This is a genomic window from Chlamydia sp. 16-02, from assembly GCF_042235055.1.
Lineage (GTDB): Bacteria > Chlamydiota > Chlamydiia > Chlamydiales > Chlamydiaceae > Chlamydia.
Map to the genome: position 1 here is coordinate 1,038,092 of NZ_CP114172.1, position 20,607 is coordinate 1,058,698.

Genomic DNA, 20,607 nt, shown 5'->3' on the forward strand with positions numbered 1-20,607 from the left:
TTAGAACAAGTATGTTTAATGAGACGGGGGTTGGGAACTTTCCTATTATTTCACTAGATATAGGTGAATCAATTAATTTTAATGAAAAAATGGTGGCTAGTGAAGAGAAGTTGTGCAACCTCCATCAAGAATTAAATTAGTTCCTGAAATGAAGGAGGAGGATGATGATAGAAGAAATTCTATAGTTTTTGCTAGTTCTTCAGTTTCACAAAAACGTCGTAGAGGTATGGATTCAGTCTCTTTATTATATTCTTCTACATAACTAGAATGATTTGCCCGTGCCTTTTCTCGGATCCTTTCTTCGTGGAATGGAGTACGTACGACTCCTGGAGAGACAACGTTTACGCGAATTCCTTTCGGGCCTAATTCGTACGCCAGTGCTTTAGTATATGTTGTCCACATACGACGAATAACACAAGAAAGGCCGTAGGCAGGAATTAGCTGTACTGATGTGGTGCCTGCTATAATAACAATAGAACTTTGTGGACTCATATAGGGAAGAGTAGCTTGAATTAAAGCTGTCTGTGCTACAAAGGTTGTTTGCAGTGTAGCTTCCCAAGATTCTGGAGATTGTAGTATGCCACCCCAGATAGGACGTGGGGTAGAAATAATGAGTCCGTGAACAGGACGATTTAGGTCTTTCAGTGTTTTTTTATAATCAGCGAGATATCCTGGGAGGGAATAGTCTATAGCTAGAGTTGAGGAGTTAGGATTTTTCTCGTGTAGTGCGGATAGCTTGCTCTTTTGTCTTCCCACCAGTAATAGGTGGAAATCGCTATCGTGAAGATAACGTGTGATTGCTGATCCTAATTGACCCGAAGCTCCTGTCAGTACAACACAGGGATGATGTTCCTCTGTTGTTGCCAACGCATAAAAAGGAGAACAAAGGATCAATGAGATTAGAAAATAGCGTAACTGTCTTCTTAGATTGCTGCAGTTGTACATAATGCATTCGATTTACGGGTGTTACTATGTATTAGAATTATCAGGTTCTTCATGAAGATTATCCAGATAATTTTGTACAAAGTTTTGCGTTTGAGTATATCCCATAGGAGGGAATGTATAGTCAGGATTTTCTAAATATTTTTCAAGGAAGATGGATATCCAAATTCCACAAGATGAGCCGTCTCTCTGTACAGGGGTATTAATAACTTTTTTTACAGTAAATGGGGCACGCATTCCGTTAGCATCGAGATAGTGGTTTCCTAATCTAGTTGCAATAGATTTTAACGCGGGATCGATCTTATCGCTTGTTACAAAATGTGCAAGACTATCGAAGAAAAGAACCTCTCTTCTATCTAGATTCACAATAACTAATGTCCAGTGAGATATTCCTGCGTACCCTGCTTGTATTGTTGCCCACATTCTTGTGATCATTTCGTCTTCATTGTTTGCCATGGGGTGGTGCCACATAGGGTAGGCGAATATGCGGAAATTATTACAATTCCTTCCTTGTAGATGAGGATAACTACTTATTTCGTTGTGGCGACATTGGGTGGGATCAGGTTGATTTAAAGGTTCCTGGGTATTTAGATCATACATATGCATATCTTGAAGTGCCAGACGTTCTATAGAAAAACAGGTGGGAATTACTGTTTTCGTTGGCACAAATAGATTGGTATGGCGTTCGGATAACTGTAGGAATTGATTTAAAATTTGTGAATTGTCCCAAGTTGCAAATGTAATTATTGGTTCTGGGGTATAGTGTGTGGTTTGATGAGTCGGGTATCCGTAAGGGAAATACGGAGGATAATCGTAGTCTAAATAATCTACACAGATTTCATGGGTATTGAGATCTAAGAGATTTTGTGTGGACATAAAGCACAGAATTAACCCTAGAGTAACTATAATAAGTATAGCAGCAAGAAGGACACGGGCTAACTTACTTAAAAATGAAGCATTATCAAAGGATCCCGGGCCAGTAATAGGAGTTTTCCCCCTTATAAATCTAGATTCTTGATCTTTGGGGGGTAGAGGGATAGGGTTGTATAAGGTGTAGATTGACCCCGTCTCGGTATTTGGCGAGGATAGCAGGAAATTAGCCATAAAAATGTTTTTTTAATTTTTTTTCGCAAAAATTATAACTCTTTTAGAAAAATAAATCATTTAGTTTTAAGTATAGTTAGTTATTTCTATACTAATGTCTCGTATTTTGTTTTTACACTGTCTTTATAAATGTTAGATATTCTTCTTATGCCTATATAAAAAACCGGAGTAGTAGCTAGGGTAAAGAAAACTTTATAGAGATAAGAGTAAGTCATAATTTGTAAAGTTTTTGTAAAGGACATACGCATCCCTATATAGACAATACCGAGATCAACGATAAGAGTGTCTACCATTTGTGAGAGCATGGAGGATGCGTTGTTGCGTATCCAGGGGGATGCTTTAGGAAAACGTCGTTTAAAAAAATGAAAGGAAAGAATGTCCAGCTGTTGCGAGACGGAGAAGGCAGTAAATGAAGCGATAAAAGCTATTGGACTGATATCAAAGAGAATATGCCAAGCATTTGCGATTTCTATGGACGAAGCCGGAAGAAGAGAGACGATTTGGAGAAATATTAAGCAGAGAATATTACCAGTAAATGCTGACAATACCATGTGTCGAGTTTTTTCAGGACCGAAGATCTCATTAACGATGTTAGAAATCACAAAGGTTATAGGGTAGAAAAGTAGTCCTCCAGGAATAGTAAAGTAGGGGGTCACGATGAGCTTAGAAGCTGCTACCAGATTCGATAAGATCAGAATTAATGAGAAGGTAAGGGATAGATTAAAAAATATCTTATTTTTATGAAAAGACATGGTCATTTAGAAAGTAGAGGATATCTTGATAGTATATATCGTGAGGACCAAAAACAATGAAATCAAGTTGTCCTTGTTCTAGTAAGAGTTGCATCTTTTCTGATATATCATTTAATTCGCTAAACTCATGAATAATAAAAAATGTTGTTTGTAGGGAATATGGATTGCAAGGACGCTGTATAATGTGTTCCGTTTTAAATGGAGAAACAAACACATTGTTATTAAAGGTATAGGATAATTGTTCAGTGGAGCTTAATATAGCAGCCCCATAAGCTTTTCTTTTCCCCTGTTCTTCAATGAGTCCGTTCTCCACTGTAAACCAAAAACATCGCGAGATGGCAAGAGCATTGCTGTTGAGAATACGCGGCTGATCTTCGAAAGGATAAATATTTTTAGCTCGTCTTACAGCTTTTATGAACAGCTGCCCCATAGCAAAGAAAAATTTCATTAACTCGGGATGTAATAGCCAAGGAACATGGCAAAATAAATCATGAACAATATCAGGAAGAATTGAAAATCCATCGTCATCCAAGGTACGCATATATGTGGCTATAGGAAAACGCTTCTCACTTAATTCAAATAAATATTTGTGCGGCGGAAGATAATTTTCTGTTGGTGATAATGTAAATCCTGATTTTGATAATAAGGTATTATTTATATGGTTAAGGTCTATAGGTGATTCTTTAACTAAATGTAGAACCTCTAAATATTCAAAAAAGACCTTGGGACAGTAATTTTTCCATAAAGGAAGTCGAGAATTTAAGAGGGTATCCGAATGATGTTCAGAGTTAGAAAGAATTGTGCCAATGTGATGAGCCATGAATGATCGAAGTTTTATAGTTTAAGAGCTACTTTAATTAACAAGGCTTTCTATTTCTTGATTATTACAGATTAAAGAATGATTCACATTGAAAAGAATCAAAGAGATTTAAATTCTAGGGTCCTTTAGGATTTTTGTCGAGAGAAAGCTATGCTTTCTCAGAGCTATGAATAATGATGTTTTTCTGTATTTTGAGATGAATTTATGCGTGTGGGTATTATCGGATGTTCAGGAAGAATGGGAACATTGCTCGGCACTCTATTGAAATCCATCGCACGCTTTAATTTAGGCCCGGGATTTTCTAGAACGAGTGCTCACTCTTTATCTTTTGTTATAGAAAATAACGATATTCTTGTAGATTTTTCTTCTTCATCTTTTTCTGATGAACTTCTTACGGCTTTGCTTTGTAATCCTAAACCTTTAATTTTTGCTACGACTAAACCCAGTGCGTCTTCATCTATAGATAGAAAATTAGAAGATTTAGCTGCTTATGTTCCTGTTGTTGTCTGTCCAAATACGAGCTTAGGAGCGTGTGTGCAGAAGCGTTTAGCTGTTCTACTCGCTAGTGTTTTCGATGATGCCTACGATATCCGTATTACTGAGGTGCATCATAGAAACAAGAAAGATTTGATCTCAGGAACAGCTAACGAATTAGTCTCTATTCTTTGTGATGCTAAACAGAAAGAATGGCAGCAGGAATATAGTGTTGGGTCTAAATCTGATAATGTGAAAAATATTGAATTACATACATCACGTGTTGGCAACATTTCTGGAGAGCATGAAATAGCTTTTATCGGTGATAAAGAGCAAATTACTTTACGGCATACGGTCTTTTCTCGTGAGGTTTTTGCTGAGGGAGTTTTGAGAATTTTAGATTGGTTGTTAAACGAATCTCCACCTCCCGGATGTTATGGACCTGAAGTAGGGTTAAAGGTTTCTGTGTGAACGAACAGTTCTTGCTTAAAAAACAAAACCGTTATTACAATGCGGCTCCTAAGATTCCTTGATTTTTGAATAAGAGGAGTGCGTATTTTGTCTTGTCGACACTCTAGACTAAGTGGCTGTTTTATTATTAACCTGCTTTCTTATTCACTATCAGCGATGATGTAGTATGATTTCAGGAGGCAACACATGCGTGTGGCTGTTTTGGGAGCTACTGGGCTGGTCGGTCAGAAATTCGTAGCTCTCTTGTATAAATGGTTTCCTTGGCATATTTGTGAAGTTGTTGCCTCCGAGACAAAATATAGTCAGACTTATGGTTCTGCGTGTGTTTGGCAAGAGTCTTTGGGGCCTATGCCGGAGAGCATGGCTCACGTGCCTGTTCGTAGAATTGAAGAGATCGAATCGGATATTATTGTATCCTTCTTGCCGGAAAGAGTAGCTGAATCATTAGAGACGTATTGTCTATCTAAGGGAAAATTAATCTTCTCTAATTCATCTGCTTTTAGAATGCATCCTGCAGTTCCTATTATTATTCCCGAAGTAAATCAGGATCATCTTAGCCTTATTGCCACGCAGCCTTTCCAGGGAAGAATTATCACCAACTCTAATTGTTGTGTCTCCGGTATTGCTTTAGCTTTAGCTCCTTTAAAGGAGTTTAGGATTGATCGTGTGAATATTGTCACTTTACAATCAGCAAGCGGTGCTGGTCATCCTGGGGTTTCTTCCATGGATATTTTAGGAAATACGATCCCTCATATAGTGGGGGAAGAAGAAAAAATCCTTAGAGAAACATTAAAGATTTTGGGGAAGTATGATGAACCCGCACAGTTTTCTATAGCAGTTACTGTACATCGTGTTCCTGTAGTTTATGGACACACATTAACTTTACATGTGACTTTTCTTGATCCCGTCGATATAGAGGAGATCCTTCATTGCTATCATCATAGGAATGTAGCATTTCCAGGTACGTATAAACTTTATGATTCTCCTTGGCATCCACAAGCGAGAAAAGATCTTGCAGATGATGACATGCGTGTGCATATAGGACCCATTACTTATGGGAGTGATTCTCGAACAATAAAAATGAATGTATTGATACACAATCTTGTTCGAGGTGCTGCGGGAGCTTTATTGACAAATATGCACAACTATTGTTTTCAAAATGCCGGAGAACATGCATGTCTCCAGTAGTATATAAATTTGGTGGGACCAGTTTAGAAACTGCAGAAAGTATACGTAAAGTGTACGCTATTGTCTCTAAAAATACGCCGCATTTTATTGTTGTCAGTGCTGTAGCGGGAATTACAGATTTACTAGATATGTTTTGTTCTATTTCTAGTGAATATCGTGAACAAATTGTTCTTGATATTGCAGGGAAGCATAATGAAATTATCCATGAACTTCGACTCGCATTTTCCATATCTCCTTGGATAGAAAAGTTGAACAGTTATGTAGATAAAGAAGAAATTTCTCCAAGTGATCGAGCCGAAATTCTAGCTGTAGGAGAGGATATATCAGCTTCTTTATTTCAGGCTTTCTGTGATAGCAATAACTTTCCTATAGAATTTTTAGAAGCAAGAACTGTCATATTGACAAATGGCGCATACCATCGTGCTTCTCCCGATATTTCGCGTATGCGAGAAAATTGGCATGCCCTTAACCTTAAGAGTGATATTTGTTATATCACTCAGGGATTTATAGGAGCAGATGCTTCTGGGAAGACCACAGTATTGGGTAGAGGGGGGAGTGATTATTCCGGAGCATTAATTGCTGAAATGAGTAACGCTGAAGAAGTACGTATTTATACCGATGTGAATGGTATTTATACTATGGATCCGAGAATCATTGAAGATGCACAACTCATTCCAGAGTTGAGTTTCGAAGAAATGCAGAATCTCGCTACCTTTGGTGCTAAAATTCTCTATCCTCCTATGCTTTCTCCGTGTGTGCGTGCAGGGATCCCTATTTTCGTAACCTCTACTTTTGATGTTTCTAAAGGAGGTACTTGGATCTATGCTATGGATAAAACTGTAAGCTATGCACCTCGTGTAAAAGCCCTTTCCTTACGTCAACGTCAACGATTATGGTCTGTAGATTGTGGTGTTTTAGGTGCTGTCAGCCTAGATAAGATTTTACCTATACTAGATACTTATCATATTCTTCCTGGTTTAATCACTTCTCAGGATGCTAAGGTATCTTTTACGACAGATGATGATGATATTTCTGAAGAAATTATCCAAGATCTCTATAGTAAGCTATCTGACATAGGAACAGTACATATGCTTTATGATCTGGCGTTGATTGCTATGATTGGTTCTGGATTAGCTTCAACAAAGGTTGTAACTACTGTTACAGATAAACTACGTAATTATCCTTCTCCTGTCTTTTGCTGTTGTCAAAGTTGCATGGCATTGAGCTTAGTAGTTCCTGAAAATCTAGCAGGAAATATTGTAGAACAACTCCATAATGATTATGTTAAGCAGAGGTTTTCTGTAGTATAAAACAAGCATTATGAAATTACTCACCGCGTGTATCACTCCTTTTCTTCCTAATTATGCAATTGATTTTCCAAGTTTTGAGAAGATTTTACGTTCTCAAGAAAAAGAAGGAAACGGTGTTGTTCTTCTTGGAAGTACTGGAGAAAGCCTAGCATTAACAGTAAAAGAGAAGGAGGCCTTGGTTTCTTTCGCCTGTTCTTTGAAACTGCAGATTCCTATAGTTGTTGGGGTGTCTGGCATTTCACTAAATGATGCTCTAGAATGGATAAAGATATGTTCCGCCTATTCTATTGATGGTTTTTTAATCACTAGTCCTATCTATACAAAACCTGGAGTTTGTGGTCAGACATTATGGTTTGAACATCTCTTAAATGCTACGAATAAACCTGCGATTTTATATAACATTCCCTCTAGGGCAGGAACACCGTTGTATTTAGAAACCGTACGTGCATTATCTACTCATCCTTCCTTTTATGGAGTAAAAGATTCGGGAGGGTCTATTGAACAATGTCGCGAATATATACAGCTAGATTCCGATCTTATTTTATATTGTGGTGATGATGGTTTGTGGCCGCAAATGCATTCATGTGGAGCTCAAGGACTCGTTTCTGTTTTATCTAATGGTTGGCCGGGAGAAGCACGTAGCTATGTAGATAATCCTTATCAAGAAAGCAATGCATTATTGTGGCAAGAGCTTTCTCTTTGGCTTGCTCATACGACAAATCCCATCGCAATAAAGGCGTTGCTTGCCTATAAGCGAGATATTGCTCATAGTATTTTACGTTTACCCCTATCTATTAGGGATTTACAAAAGGTAAAATCTTTGCCAATCATTGTGGAAAAAATGTCACAGTGGTCAGAAGTAGGTCAGCAGGTCCTCACATAGATTTCAGGAAAGAAAAAACGCATTTTTCAATGAGTTACATTGAAAAATACAATATCTCTTTCCTATTGATTTTAAATGATTTGTGCTGCATTTTCCTTGATCGTTAGCGCTTTTCCTCTACTTAATTACAGATGCATCGACATACTAAAATTCCTCTACTACCTGTTCGAGCTGTTGAACCTGTAGCTGCATTAAAAAATGAACAAGGTCAGGTAATTTGCAAATCGAATTTTCTGAATTTTATTTTGGAAATGCTCAAGTTAGATAGGATTTATAAGTTTTTATCAAGAATCGGACTAACGCGGTTCTCTAGCTTCATTTATCATGCTATCCTGATGTTTATTACAGTAGTTTATATATCGATTTCTTGTGTTTTACATATTCTATGCATGCACAATCCTCTAGAGGATAAAGAGCAGAGGAAATATTTCAGATATTGAAAATCGTTTTGTGAAATTAGTGAAGCTCTTTTTATCTATAAGTTATATTAACATTCACTAATATCTATCTTAATTTCTATATTTTTATTTATAATAATTTTAAGATCGATTTTTTTTTGCACATTTGTTTGCTTTTTAGATTTTTATCTTATATACTATTTCATGAATTTGATTGGGTTGATTCAAATTAAGCAAGAATACGAGTAGATATGATTAAAAGATTTGTGATTTATAGTTTAGCCGCTGCATTCCTTCCTTTAGTATGCTGTAGTTATAGCTTAGCTGAGACTACAGAGACTATTGAGCAACAAAGTTCGAGAATGGATTGTTGTTTTGATTCTATAAGTGATGGAGATAGAGAAAACCTGGCAGATCAGCTAGATTCTTTATTTCAAGTTTTAGTAGAGGAAGGTCAGGAATTATACCGTGATCTTGCTCTTGTATGTAAGAACGAGAATATAGAATTAGAAAGTAATGAACAGGCTATAGAGCTAATGAAAGAGTCTCCCGCTGGGCAGAGAATTCTACAGGTATGTAGAAATATTTTCTCATGTCTTCACGTATCTTCTGAAGAATTGAATAACGAAAATCTTACTTTTGATGTTTTGCTACAAAAGCTCGATGAGATTGCCAATGTCTGGCGTTATTATCGTCATTCTAAAGATATGGAATATGCTTATAAAGATCTCGAAATGCGAGAAAGAGAATTGGATTTTAAAAAAGATCTTCTTGCTTGGCAGAAAGAGAAAGCAGATAAGGAACTCGCGTGGAAGCGCGAGAGGTGCGCTAGAGATATGGTGATGTATAAGAGATAATAACCAACACCATAGTTTAGCAAGCTTATAAAAGTATCTGTGATTTCCTTTGCAGATACTTTTTTTTTATTTTATAGCCCGGGAGCTTTTTAAAAAAAGCAGTAGACAAAATAGAATTAATAAATCAAAAACTTGTGTCAATTTTTTCACAGATACGAATTATCAGACAAAATCTTGTCTGTAAGTTCTTTCATCTAACTACTTTATAGCAATTATATTTCTGTAAAGTATTGGGTGTTGTCGTGGAAACATCTCTAGGTTTGATTTTACAGAATGAAGTGCTACGCATAGTACAAAGGCTTGTTAGGAAATAGGCTTATCCTTTTCTTAGCAAGAGAGTTTATGAATACCTATATCTGCCTATAAGGCTGGATGTTTTTATGGTTTTGCCTGTCGATCTTGGCAGCAGTCCGACTCTAGAAAGTATCAATTTAGAAGATCAACAAATGAATTCTAATGATACCGAGCAACACTTTCCTGAACAGACTACTGAACAAGTAAATTTATTTATTCATGGGGGTCCTAGACCGTTTGTCACGGAATCCTCAGATGTATTTGAAGCCGTAAGTATTTTCGATAACAATATGGAAATACCTGCGGCGCACAATATTGATGTTACCTACATTAATGGTAGCGGTCAAACTCTAGCTGAGGCGCAGCTTGAATCTTTATACATTAGTGAAGTGCGTAATGTAGCTGTACGCATGTTGTATAATTCGGGCTCAGGGAGCTGGTGTTCACAATTATCTCGCAGACCTATTTTTTCTCCATTTAGTCCCTTATGTCAGGCTTTATCAGATTCTTTAAATCATTTCTTCTCTCATCCAGAGAATCGGCATAGAAGACATATAATTATATTTTATGGAGATGGTGGAGCTGCAGTTCAGCAAGTATTAGATCATACTCCATATGGAGATAGAATTTGTGTGATTGGTATTGCTCCAACAGTATACGTTAGAGGAGATAACGTACACCATTTTAGAGTGTCTGGAGATTTTACTACTCTTTTTGATCAGGGAGGGTTTACGCAATCTAATGTAACGACTGTTCCTTACTCATCAGGAACGGAGGGTTTATTTTTGCCAAGTATACGTTGCCCAAGCTATCTTTGGGCTTTGCGTTTAACAGGAACCACCCCTCCTTCGGAAATAGAGATGGAAAGAACTTCAAATCAGATTTCTTTGGTGGAGATTGGTCGTGGAGGTGGAGCGTTTGAGAGATTATCTGAATTATTAAGATTAGGAGATACTTCTGCAGAAGCAGAATTTAACTTCGCTCCAACAGCGGCAACGGATGTTGTTTTATCGAGCATATTCAGTATATTTAGAATTAGCGGTCTGTTGCAAGAATGTATTATTCTCTCTGTTACACAATCTCCGGATGTCGAAGTTTCTTATGTGATTGTGTGCGGTTACAGTCTGAATTTACTACGCTACTTTCTTTTATTGTTTACAAATCGCCGTTCTGCTCGGGATATGTTTAGGAGAGCAAGGCTGGCAGCTCATGGTATAGTGCCCCTGATTTTCTTAGTGACCTTACTTGATAACATCAACTGTGTTAGAAGATACGGACGATCCCCCTCAATTTTACAAGCTATATTTGTTGTGGCATCCACATTAAGTGGTAGTGTTCTTTTTATGGAGATATTTAGAAATTGTTGGAGAGGATTACGTGGACGTATTCAAAGCACAATTTTACAAAGGTTGACAGGAGCACCTGAAGAATCTAGGGTGGTTGTGCGTTCTGCTGAAGGAAGTAGGATAGGCTCTGTTCAGATGATGATAGGAACGGCTCACGGAATATTCTTGGCTTTTACTATCGGGGTGTTAAACAGTATAGTTATTAATATCCCAAGTACGTTAGGCAGAAATTCTACTACAGATACGGGTGTATATTCTAATCAGTTGCACAATGCTTCTTTAGCTTGGGCAACTGGAGATATTTTAGCAGTATCACAGACAGTCAGTTTGTTTATATGTATGATCGTATTAGCAGTAAATATTATGATTATGGTGGATTTAGTATGTGGAAATCGACGACGGTAAAAAACGATAAACTACATAGTATTTTTTTTAATTTCAGTTTATGCTTTGTTTCCTCAAAGCAAGAAGATAATGGTTATGACAACGGCACCTATTACACATGCATGTGTACAAAATCAACAGCAGATCAACTTATGGAAGGAGTTTCCTTTGCTGGAACGCGTTGGTGTAGTATTCTCTATTGTTTTTGTTGTTTTCGGTGTAATTTGTAGTATTGTAGGCATGGCACTTGGTTCAATAACAACTGGTGTTATAGGTTTCAGTATTTATATTATAAGCATCCTTTCCCTTCTTCGAGGTGTTGTTGTCTATAATCATTTTTCTTCGAACTATCTAGTTTATGGTTCTTTAGATACGAACTATCAACAAAGAGAGTGCTGGCAAAATATTTGTGAATGCCCCGATCATGTCTTGTGTAGTTAAAATTGTAGGTTTTCAACTAGGGAAATTAGTTTTAAGCGATTGGTATTAACCCTTGATAATCAATCATGTAAACATGATTTTTTACTTTTGAAATCGATTGATTTTTATTATTTGTATCTTAGAATGACTTTATAAGAGTCTTTGTTCTTTCATTGTAAGTAAGCCTTTTATTTATGTTTTTTCCCCTCGAGGCCCTTTTTAAGGGTTCTTGTTCTGGGTTGCTGTATTATTCTTGGAATTTCTTGCTTTTGGAGTGTAGACTCCAATGACGGCACCCACACGTCCAAATCCTTTTTCCTCTAGCAATAATGCTCAGGGAAATGCGGAAGTTCGTAACGACGAAAATACAGAATCAGTATCAGAAATTGGTACTGAACAAGCTAGTTCAAGTAATCAAATATCTGTTATTTCTATTCCAGAAGCTATAGTCCCTATCTCTCAAAATGGATTCTCAATACTTGCAACTCCTGCAATACGTTTCCTTGTCCAACATCTACCTTCAGAAAATTCTCTTCCTAGACAATGCCATCGTGTAGGAGTGGGATACGTGAATGGTAGCTCTTCGACATATCGTGAAGCTATGGTAGAAGCTATGCATTTAAGCGAAGCTTTAGGAGGAGGGCCTGTTTCAGGAGTTTACCATTCAGGGAGAGAGTTAACCTGGAGGCACCTTCCTTTTTTAGGTTCTCTTTCTCAAGATTCTGTAGTGTGTCAGGTTTTACTTGCGATTTGGGAAGAGTATTTTTCTCAGCATCCTGAAGGATGTTTTCTACAATATTTCTATGGTGATGGTGGACATGTCATTAATGCGGCTCTATCTTTAACTCCTTATATAGATAGGATAGAGGTTATAGGAATCAGTCCCACGTTTTATCCTAGAATAGGCCGTGTAACAACCTACCGGTTATCAGGAGATATCACATCACTTTTAGATCGTGAGGGTTTTCTTCTTTCTCAACCCAGGATTCTTCCTTACTCGCACAATTCTTTTGGAGTGTTTTTTCCTTCATTTTGTGATCCTGCTTTCCTAACGGTAATACGCTCACATATGTTAGATGCAGCTCATGTAACTGTTTTACATCAGACAGTTGGGCCTTCAACTTCTTTGATTAATGTTAATGCTTGGGAAGGAATATTAGCGAATAATCAGGTGGAGCTGATTAGCTTTTCTCCGGGAAATTCAACGTTTTTTGATAGGGTGATTTCCTTAGCAAACTCTCCTTTAACATTTACAGATACCGCAGAAAACTACGTAGCTCCCGGATTTATAGAAAGGTGTACCGTTGGGTTGAGCATGATAGTTAGGGTGATGGATATCGTCACGCTATTTTTCTGGACGTCTGATGGTGAAACAATGGTTTCCATAGGTATATGCGCGGGGATTATGGGACTAGCTCTTGCACGTTATAGTCTTATTGTTTTTACAAATTCTCAACGTCGTAGGCGACGCTTTCGTTGGCTCAGACTGTTTGCTCTTGCCTGCGCACCTATGGAAATATTGGTAAACACTGCAGATATAGTGAATGCCCTACGTTTGCTTATTGGTTACCGTATGGATGGGTGTGACACTGCGTTGTACGCGATGCTATTAAATCTTGGTGTCTTTTTAAATATTCAAGAATTGATAGCTTTTCCTTTAACACGTATTCGTGGAGCATTACAAGAGTATAGCTTTCGTTTACTATCTTTGAGAACATCAAGAGAGATTTCAGAGGAACAAAATCAACAAGAGGCGGTTGTTCCTGCAGGAAGGGATATGGTACAAGATGCACGTATGGTATCAGAAGCTGCTTTAATAGCTGTACACGGATTGATATTTCCCTACGTGTCTATGGTGATATCCATGGCGGGAATATCTCTGCATTCTAGTTGTCGTACGGTAAATGGTATGGAAGAAGAGATAATCACGCGCCCTTTTCCGCCCTTTTCAGAGGCGCTAGAGGATGGGGATGTTTATGCTGTTAGCCAAGTAGTTAATGCAGTGTTTTGCTTTTTCTTTTTTATAGCAAATTTAGTGATCTTCACCAGGATTTTCCGTGTTCCCCATAGAAGGAGATAACGGGAAATCCTGTAAAGTTGTTCTTAGTATCTGTGATTAGGTTGGTTGCCAGTTTCTCCAGCGTTTTTTAGGAGGTAGACTACTATCTCCTGGAGTTGTCGTAGAGCTTGTAGCTGGCTCATCAGTTGGCTGAGTAGATGTTCCTTCTTGGCTACTTTCACTATCCGCGGAGCGTTTCCTTGATGAACCCTCATCAGATCCTGTGTGGTGAGTACCTGTAGTTTGAATTGCCGAAGGGCGTGGTGAAGGTTTATCTTGCTCATCATCATCACTAGACGATCCAGGTGTGGATGATCCTGTAACCGAAGATATTGCCCCTAAAGGAGAACATGGTGGGCTTCCTGGGCTAGCTAATGTGATAGTAGTCGATCCTGAAGAGTTAGAATCTTCACTAAAATTACCATATCCTCCCGAAGAACTTGATCTTCTTGGACTTATTGTGGGGGTTCTAGGTGGCGGTAGCGTGGATCTTCCAGAATCTTCACTGAAGTAGCCAGTATAGGGCTCGCCTTCTGGAGAGGGGCTAGATCCCCAAGGACTAGGTTGAGGTGTTTGAGGTGTTTCTGGGGTAGCTTCGGATGTTGATGATTCGCTGAATAAATCATAGCTAGATCTGCTTGGGCTACTTGATGGTGTTATTGGCATAAGTTGTGAATCCTCGCTATTGCTTTCATATCCAATGTAAGAAGTTAAATATGATGATGTTCTAGAAGAAGGTCTGCTTGATCTAGATGAATCTGAAGAAATAGTGATGGGGCTTGGGATAACCGATTCTTCTCCAGTTGATTCGTCCTCTTCAGAATCACTTATTAATACAAACGATCTTTCCGAAATGGGGAGGTCCCTTTCTGGGGATGTTTCTACTCTTGGACTTATTGTGGGGGTTCTAGGTGGTGGAGGTGTCGAAGGGGATCCATCTCGACTTTCACTATAGGAAAATAGAGGTGAGGGTAGAGGGGAAGAAGTGATTCTAAATTGAGGAGAACCGGGTTCGGGTGTTTTCGGAGGAGGGGATGTCAAAATCGATATCGGATAAGTTGCAGCAAGCTGTTCTATATCGGATGTATAGTCGTCGGGATTTTCTTCCACAGTGATAAGAGTAGAAATGGATGAGATGCTTAATCTACGCGTGCTGATTGTTGAAGCGGGACTGCTCTCAGTGGGCCTGACTAGATATGGAGAGCCGCTGTCACTGCTGTCACTGCTGACAGGAAGCACTAAGGACTCTTTTGAAGAGGACGGTCGAGTGCGAGGTGTTTGGCGTCTCTGTCTTCGTCTTCTTTGGGGAGGTGGAGGAGTTTCTGGTATTTCCTCTTCTTCTCCTGAAGACTCTTCTCCGAATATAGTAGCCGGATTCGGTTGAGTCGAAGTCAGCCTGCCCCAAGGTTTGAGACCCGCGTTCATGGTTATTGTAGGAAATTCTCTAAGAAGTTCTCGTGGAATTTGTGTGCCATGTCTATCGAATATATATGTTCCTAAGATTTTTTCTCGGAAAGCATTCGACGCAAGATGTATTGCATCTTCGTCTGTATCTTCGAATTGTCTACGCTGATCTGTGAAGCCAGCGTGCGGGTGTTTATCTCTGGCTACTATAGAAAGTAAGAGAATTATTTTAATTAATTTGTAAGAACAGGTATAGATTGTTCCACCTGCTCCATCGGATTCTTCTTCGAGTAAGCGATCTCTGAAATTCTCATTTTTGACTATAGCTGCAAGAGTATACATCACACATGAAGCAATGCTACTACCAGGACTTGCTTTAAATAAAAAGTTATGGGCTTGACGATCTCGATTTGTTCTATAACAACGAATTGTTCTGAGATAGTTTAAACATTGTGTAAAGCAGAATGGAGATTTCTTACCATCACTAGTTTTTACCCAAACTTTTTGAGCATCTTCGGGGTTCGTATCTTCTGGAGCTGCATGCCACAGGTCTAATATTTGTCCCGAAACCCCCTCAAGAAGGCCTTCTTCTCTAATGTTATCTGCTAATCTCATCATCGATTTTGTTCTTGCAGTAATCGAGATGTATCTTTTATCAGTAGCACTTAACTCTGTTTGACAACATCGCTGTATTTTTTCTTTTTCTTCTTCCGATAATTCGCCATATTGTTTCGATACTTTTGCGACATCGATACCCGATTTTAATAAAGAGTGGGCAGTACACGCATTTCCGTGGACTCTAGCGTATTCTTTTATCTCAGTATAAAAACCTCGCATGCTATTTCCAGTAGGTCTTCCAAAACAGCATGTCCAACAATGACAAAACTCCAATAACGGCTCCCCGCCGCCTGAGTGGACGCAAGCTCCGGAAGGGCATGAAGGGCACCCTGGAACGCGTTTTAAACAGCCATCACCCGTTAAAGGAATATAGTTTTCTACAAAACCGTCAATACGCTGTGATAAACTCACAACCTCTGATGGTGTAGGATCTGGAGCCGGAGGCGACCAATTTCTAAACGGACATGGTGCTACAGGTTCTGGAGATAGCGCGGACGAACTACTTGATGATGATGGTGATGACATTTAAAATTACCCCTTTTTCTTTCCGACTCTCATTGAAGAACGCAGGAGAGATCGGTAAGAAAAAGGACGGCGAGAGCTAACCCCCCCCCCCCCCGAACGGGAAGAGAGACTACTGGGGCAGATAGATATAGAAGATAAGAAGTAAAACATGAGTAATATGTTCTAAAATAAAAAGTCTTCGCAGGCATTTTAATTCAAAACATAATAATTTCACAATTAACTACTTATGATTTTTTGTTAAAATAATTAATTTATATATCTTTTAGTTAAATTTTCTTTTCATCTTTTAATAAAGAGGTCTTTTTAAATTCAGAAATTGACAAGAGTAGGTATAAAGCTACAAAATAACACAGAACATCGGATATCCGTAGATAGGAGAGAGAGATGAGTTATAGTCTGACGAAGAAATCTTGGCTGTTAGGGATAATGAGTAGCTCGATAGTTAAGATCTTAGAAGGATCACTTTTCCTGGCTTTATTAGCAAAAATTACCCTACCGCTGCCATTTACTCCCATTCCTGTTACTTTCCAAACTTTAGGAATTTACTGTATTGGTGTGGTATGCTCTCCCACGATTGCTATTAGTAGTGTGATCGCATATCTACTAGAAGGATTGTTCTTCCCCGTGTTTTATAGTTCGGGTTATGGTATTACTACATTTTTCGGACCAACAGCAGGATACCTCTATGCGTTTCCTCTAGTCGCCGTATTCATATCAGTACTTTATCGTCGATTTAAGAGTCCTAACAGTTATGTCTTGGGATCTATCCTTGCAGGAGCAGCGTTTATCATACTATTATTGGGATCATTGTGGCTCGCTTGTTACCTTTATATGACATCAATGACAAACAAAGTGGATCTTGTTCGAGGTTTACAATTAGGTGCTGCTCCATTTGTTATTGGAGAGGCGTTGAAGATATTTCTGGTTGTTCAAGGAAGAAAGGCTCTTCAGTTCTTCCAAAAATGATATTTTTAGTTTTTTAATAAACTTCTTTATAGAACAATGTTTCTACGTTCGTGCAGAAACATTGTTTTTAGTTAGATCCCTTTTCAGCGTTGCTTGAATTTTCTGAAGTAGGTGTATTCAGCAGATCCTCATGGTTTGTAACAATCAGTTTAAGATCGTTATAATTGTTTTGAGACTCTGCGTGAGCGTGGAAAAGTTCTTTGTTTTGCTGTAATAGAATGTAGTTAATTTGCCGTATTTCTTTATTTGTTTTACTTGAGATCATAAGCAAAGAGCATAAACAGATAATAGAAATTAACGAGATGATAACACTTCCTGCAATCATCAAAATAGGTAATGTGGGTAACAGAATAGCCCCCGCAATACATCCCGCAAGGCCTACGCAAATTGATAAGGCCACTAGGGTAATCATTAGTTTAGATTTTAGATGGGATAACATAGGAGCATCTTCAGCCGAAGGCCCTGATAATCTAAGATTACTGACTTGACTCATAGAAAAAATTGTATGTAATTTTGAAAGATTAAAATCAGAGTAATTTAGAATTTTCTATTAAGTCAATAATAAGAAAATGGCTTTAGGGGTATTCTAGAGCGTATTTATTCTTGTGGGGATATATTTTGATACAGTTTTGTGGATTTTTCAAGATTAGTACTCAAGCTTTTACTATAGGTAAGGAGCTGTTTGTTTTCTATGGAGAGTCTTAGGTTTTGATCTGCTGTTTTTTTACACAGATAGGCAAGTAAAAGACTTATTCCTAATATAGAAAATATCGCAAGCATACTCCCTATGGCGATAACAGGATTTAATGTGGGAGAACTTATTGCGCCGATAATGATCATAGTTATGCCCAGGCAAGCAAGTAAACCTGTTATAACAAGAGTCGTATTCTGCACGACCGTAGCAGGTCTACTTATTTGTGGGTCTAAGAAATCTAATTGAAAAAGACCTGTCTTCTCAGGAAGAGTGAGAATCGTCATAACACTAGAAGATTATTATTAAAATCTATCCATAATAACAAAGTAACTTTCTTATGGTCAAAAAATAAGCATAATTAAAAAAAGTTTCTATAAAAGATAATAGATTTTTTTTAATTAAGATTTCTTAGAGATTAAACTATTGAGTTCTTTTTGATGTTTACTAATCTCTTGTTGTTGATTGTTTAAAGGATTTGACCAAGCGTCTAGGGATTGCTTTACTAATTTCAGTGTTTCTTTATGCTAGGCATGTAAGATATCGTTTTCCTTTATAAACATCTTAAAATCTGCTTCTAAAGCTATAAGCTCACGTTTTATATCAATTTCATTATCTTTTAATTGTTTCATTTCTATTTGAGTGGTCAAACGTTCTTTAACCATGTATAAAATAATTACACATAAGAATATGATGGAAATTAGTCCTGTGAGAGCTCCGCTGATAATGTAAGGGAGGGTAGAGTAGAAGAAAACATAGCTATGGCGACGCAGGCGGTAACTTTAATGCGACGCTTGGGGCGTCACTTTATTATTAATCCAAGAATAGATCTACTTTCTTTATTAAGTTAAATACTATACGCATTCAAGCTGTAATAGAGGATAGGGTTTTCGTAAAGAATGTAAGTTTATTGTGGATTAAGAGTTTTCGAGTTTCTTAATTTGGATACCTTTTTTATCTAAGAAAGGTTTTATTATTTCTCTTTGTTGTTCCAAATCTTCTTTATGATAGGTTATTTGAGCCATTAATCCTCTTCGGCAAGATATTGGAACCTCTTTTATTTCCTCCTTAAGTAGGAAAAAAGCGGGCTTATATGCAAGTATAAATTCTTTATATTTTGTATTGAGACCATCATAGTCTGTAGCCTGCGAATTGTGTTTCTGCTCGATTCTCATTTTTTCAGTAATCAAGTCCTGAAGTTCCTGTCTAGGACACATTTTCCATAAATAGAGTAATAATCCGCATAAGACAATAGAAGAAAGTAAAGCCAAAATTGTACTTCCAACAATGATAAAGCAGGGCACTGTTGGAAAAAGTACAGCCGAAGCTATTGCTAAGGCAATTCCTAAGCAAGCCACTAAACAGACCAGGTATATAGTAATCTTATTAGAAGAGATCAAAAAAGTTTTCGATATCCAATCGAAGAATATCTCTGTTTCCTGTGAATTTTCTATAATGCCGTGTGAGGTATTTAATACAGTCATAGAGTTACCCTATAATTTTAATTGTGAAGATTGCTTTAAGATTAGTTTTTTTGAGTTGGATTTTTAGAAATAGGAATATTTTTTTGCTTTGCTATAAATGCAAAGCAATACTGGTTATCTTGTATCATAGTTTTCAATCCGTTGAAGGCGGTATTAGCATTTTTCAGGAGATTCTTGCATGCATCTATCTCGTCCCGAATCTCAGATTTGTTTTCGAAGTATTGCTTGTTAAGCTCTAAATGTTTTTGACTGAAATCCTTGATATCCGCTGCCATTCTATTTTGTTGATGTTTCAACTGATTTGCTTCATCTCTTATATGGTATATCCCGTTGGTAATGCTTCCATTGTCATCATGTATGCTTAGAATAACTTTACCAATGAGTAAAACGGAGACTAATGCAGAAAGAAGTGCGCCGATAATAAGATAGGATAGTGAGGGGAAGAGTATAGCTGCGGTAATGCAAGCAGCGATGCCTGCTAGGGCTAGTATGATTGTTAAGTAGGAAGCTACTTTAACATAACGTGTTGGGGGGGGGGGGGTTAGTGGTTTTAGACTGGAAATCTTATTAAACTCTTCATTATTTGTTATTTGCATAACAATAACACCTTATTATTTAAATTGAGGGGATGATAAGGGAGATTTCTTTATTAAGTCAAATAATATGACTGACTTATAAATACGGGCAACATGAAGACAAGGTCTCCTCCAGAGGAGGAAACCTTTTTTGAAAAGATTATTTAGATGTGATCTTTCCTTGTTTTCAAGAAAGATTTTATTTTCTATTTCTCATTTTTTTAGATCCTTTTTCAGGTTGTTCTATGAGGTGAGATTGGTAATTAGTTATTGTCTCGCTTATAGTGTAGAGCCGGTATTCATCTAGGAAAGCATTATATTCTTCAACAAAAGCATCATGTTCGTTGATGAAGTTCCTATAGTGTTGAGATAACAGGTACAACTTAATATCCACATCTCTATGCAGATTAACCGCAGAATTGCGTGTCAATAGGATTAATATACATAAACAGAGAATATTGATTAGAGCGGTAGATATTCCACCTATAACAATAAATTTTGGTGGTGTAGAAAAAATAGTTGTTCCTGCTATACATGCCGCCAATGCCAAACATGTCGACAACACGATTAGAGCAAGAATTATCCTTGACTTCAGGGTCTTATAAATTCCCGTCGGGGGGGGGGGGGGTAGAGTCTTCGCGT

General features: G+C 37.7%; 21 protein-coding genes. 10 read left to right on the forward strand and 11 right to left on the reverse strand.

Going from position 1 to position 20,607, the window contains the following annotated elements; all coding sequences use genetic code 11:
- Positions 1–96 precede the first annotated feature (96 nt).
- From O1W70_RS04500 to O1W70_RS04515, 4 genes are all read right to left on the reverse strand, one after another.
- A complete protein-coding gene (locus O1W70_RS04500) occupies positions 97–945 on the reverse strand; it encodes an SDR family oxidoreductase (RefSeq protein ID WP_332381591.1) in 849 nt (282 codons plus the stop codon).
- A gap of 24 nt (positions 946–969) precedes the next feature.
- Complete coding sequence (locus tag O1W70_RS04505) at positions 970–2,046, reverse strand: Ulp1 family isopeptidase (RefSeq protein WP_332381590.1); 1,077 nt, start codon at positions 2,044–2,046, stop codon at positions 970–972.
- Between the two features lie 86 nt (positions 2,047–2,132).
- Entirely contained in the window at positions 2,133–2,798 is a 666-nt protein-coding gene (locus O1W70_RS04510) for a queuosine precursor transporter (RefSeq protein WP_332381589.1), read from the reverse strand.
- Positions 2,785–3,618: a phenylalanine 4-monooxygenase gene (locus O1W70_RS04515; RefSeq protein WP_332381587.1), complete on the reverse strand. Its 834-nt coding sequence runs from the start codon at positions 3,616–3,618 to the stop codon at positions 2,785–2,787. The genes O1W70_RS04510 and O1W70_RS04515 overlap by 14 nt, the downstream gene beginning before the upstream one ends.
- 204 nt (positions 3,619–3,822) lie before the next feature.
- Between O1W70_RS04515 and O1W70_RS04520 the strand changes: the two genes are divergently transcribed.
- The 9 genes from O1W70_RS04520 (at position 3,823) to O1W70_RS04560 (ending at position 13,723) form a co-directional block, all read left to right on the forward strand.
- Positions 3,823–4,563 carry a 4-hydroxy-tetrahydrodipicolinate reductase gene (locus tag O1W70_RS04520; protein ID WP_375797212.1) on the forward strand — a complete coding sequence of 247 codons (741 nt, stop codon included), beginning with the start codon at positions 3,823–3,825 and terminating at the stop codon, positions 4,561–4,563.
- A gap of 186 nt (positions 4,564–4,749) precedes the next feature.
- Positions 4,750–5,751, forward strand: a complete 1,002-nt coding sequence (gene asd, locus O1W70_RS04525) for an aspartate-semialdehyde dehydrogenase (protein WP_332381584.1) — start codon at positions 4,750–4,752, stop codon at positions 5,749–5,751.
- Complete coding sequence (locus tag O1W70_RS04530; protein ID WP_332381583.1) at positions 5,739–7,061, forward strand: aspartate kinase; 1,323 nt, start codon at positions 5,739–5,741, stop codon at positions 7,059–7,061. The genes asd and O1W70_RS04530 overlap by 13 nt, the downstream gene beginning before the upstream one ends.
- 10 nt (positions 7,062–7,071) lie before the next feature.
- On the forward strand, positions 7,072–7,944 hold the full coding sequence (gene dapA / locus O1W70_RS04535) for a 4-hydroxy-tetrahydrodipicolinate synthase (protein WP_332381582.1): 873 nt from the start codon (positions 7,072–7,074) through the stop codon (positions 7,942–7,944).
- A gap of 131 nt (positions 7,945–8,075) precedes the next feature.
- Positions 8,076–8,384 (forward strand): hypothetical protein, encoded by a 309-nt coding sequence (locus O1W70_RS04540; protein WP_375797213.1) that lies wholly within the window; start codon positions 8,076–8,078, stop codon positions 8,382–8,384.
- A gap of 209 nt (positions 8,385–8,593) precedes the next feature.
- Positions 8,594–9,199 (forward strand): hypothetical protein, encoded by a 606-nt coding sequence (locus O1W70_RS04545; RefSeq protein WP_375797214.1) that lies wholly within the window; start codon positions 8,594–8,596, stop codon positions 9,197–9,199.
- 380 nt (positions 9,200–9,579) lie between these two features.
- Complete coding sequence (locus tag O1W70_RS04550) at positions 9,580–11,244, forward strand: DUF687 domain-containing protein (RefSeq protein ID WP_332381580.1); 1,665 nt, start codon at positions 9,580–9,582, stop codon at positions 11,242–11,244.
- A 75-nt stretch (positions 11,245–11,319) separates the two neighbouring features.
- Positions 11,320–11,664 (forward strand): hypothetical protein, encoded by a 345-nt coding sequence (locus tag O1W70_RS04555; RefSeq protein ID WP_332381579.1) that lies wholly within the window; start codon positions 11,320–11,322, stop codon positions 11,662–11,664.
- A gap of 265 nt (positions 11,665–11,929) precedes the next feature.
- The gene (locus O1W70_RS04560) at positions 11,930–13,723 is read left to right on the forward strand and encodes a DUF687 family protein (RefSeq protein WP_332381578.1); all 1,794 of its coding nucleotides are present in this window, start codon (positions 11,930–11,932) and stop codon (positions 13,721–13,723) included.
- A gap of 36 nt (positions 13,724–13,759) precedes the next feature.
- On the opposite strand, the gene O1W70_RS04565 is transcribed toward O1W70_RS04560, so the two are convergent.
- The gene (locus O1W70_RS04565) at positions 13,760–16,249 is read right to left on the reverse strand and encodes a hypothetical protein (RefSeq protein ID WP_332381577.1); all 2,490 of its coding nucleotides are present in this window, start codon (positions 16,247–16,249) and stop codon (positions 13,760–13,762) included.
- Positions 16,250–16,633: 384 nt separating this feature from the next.
- Between O1W70_RS04565 and O1W70_RS04570 the strand changes: the two genes are divergently transcribed.
- Complete coding sequence (locus O1W70_RS04570; protein ID WP_332381576.1) at positions 16,634–17,215, forward strand: biotin transporter BioY; 582 nt, start codon at positions 16,634–16,636, stop codon at positions 17,213–17,215.
- A 67-nt stretch (positions 17,216–17,282) separates the two neighbouring features.
- Here the strand turns inward: O1W70_RS04570 and O1W70_RS04575 are convergent, their stop codons facing one another.
- From O1W70_RS04575 to O1W70_RS04600, 6 genes are all read right to left on the reverse strand, one after another.
- Entirely contained in the window at positions 17,283–17,708 is a 426-nt protein-coding gene (locus O1W70_RS04575; protein WP_332381575.1) for a hypothetical protein, read from the reverse strand.
- Positions 17,709–17,812: 104 nt separating this feature from the next.
- Positions 17,813–18,193: a hypothetical protein gene (locus tag O1W70_RS04580; RefSeq protein ID WP_332381574.1), complete on the reverse strand. Its 381-nt coding sequence runs from the start codon at positions 18,191–18,193 to the stop codon at positions 17,813–17,815.
- A 240-nt stretch (positions 18,194–18,433) separates the two neighbouring features.
- The gene (locus O1W70_RS04585; RefSeq protein WP_332381573.1) at positions 18,434–18,571 is read right to left on the reverse strand and encodes a hypothetical protein; all 138 of its coding nucleotides are present in this window, start codon (positions 18,569–18,571) and stop codon (positions 18,434–18,436) included.
- Positions 18,572–18,823: 252 nt separating this feature from the next.
- Entirely contained in the window at positions 18,824–19,390 is a 567-nt protein-coding gene (locus O1W70_RS04590) for a hypothetical protein (protein ID WP_332381572.1), read from the reverse strand.
- Between the two features lie 41 nt (positions 19,391–19,431).
- Entirely contained in the window at positions 19,432–19,986 is a 555-nt protein-coding gene (locus tag O1W70_RS04595) for a hypothetical protein (RefSeq protein WP_375797215.1), read from the reverse strand.
- Between the two features lie 178 nt (positions 19,987–20,164).
- A complete protein-coding gene (locus O1W70_RS04600) occupies positions 20,165–20,530 on the reverse strand; it encodes a hypothetical protein (RefSeq protein ID WP_332381570.1) in 366 nt (121 codons plus the stop codon).
- Between the last annotated feature and the right edge of the window lie 77 nt (positions 20,531–20,607).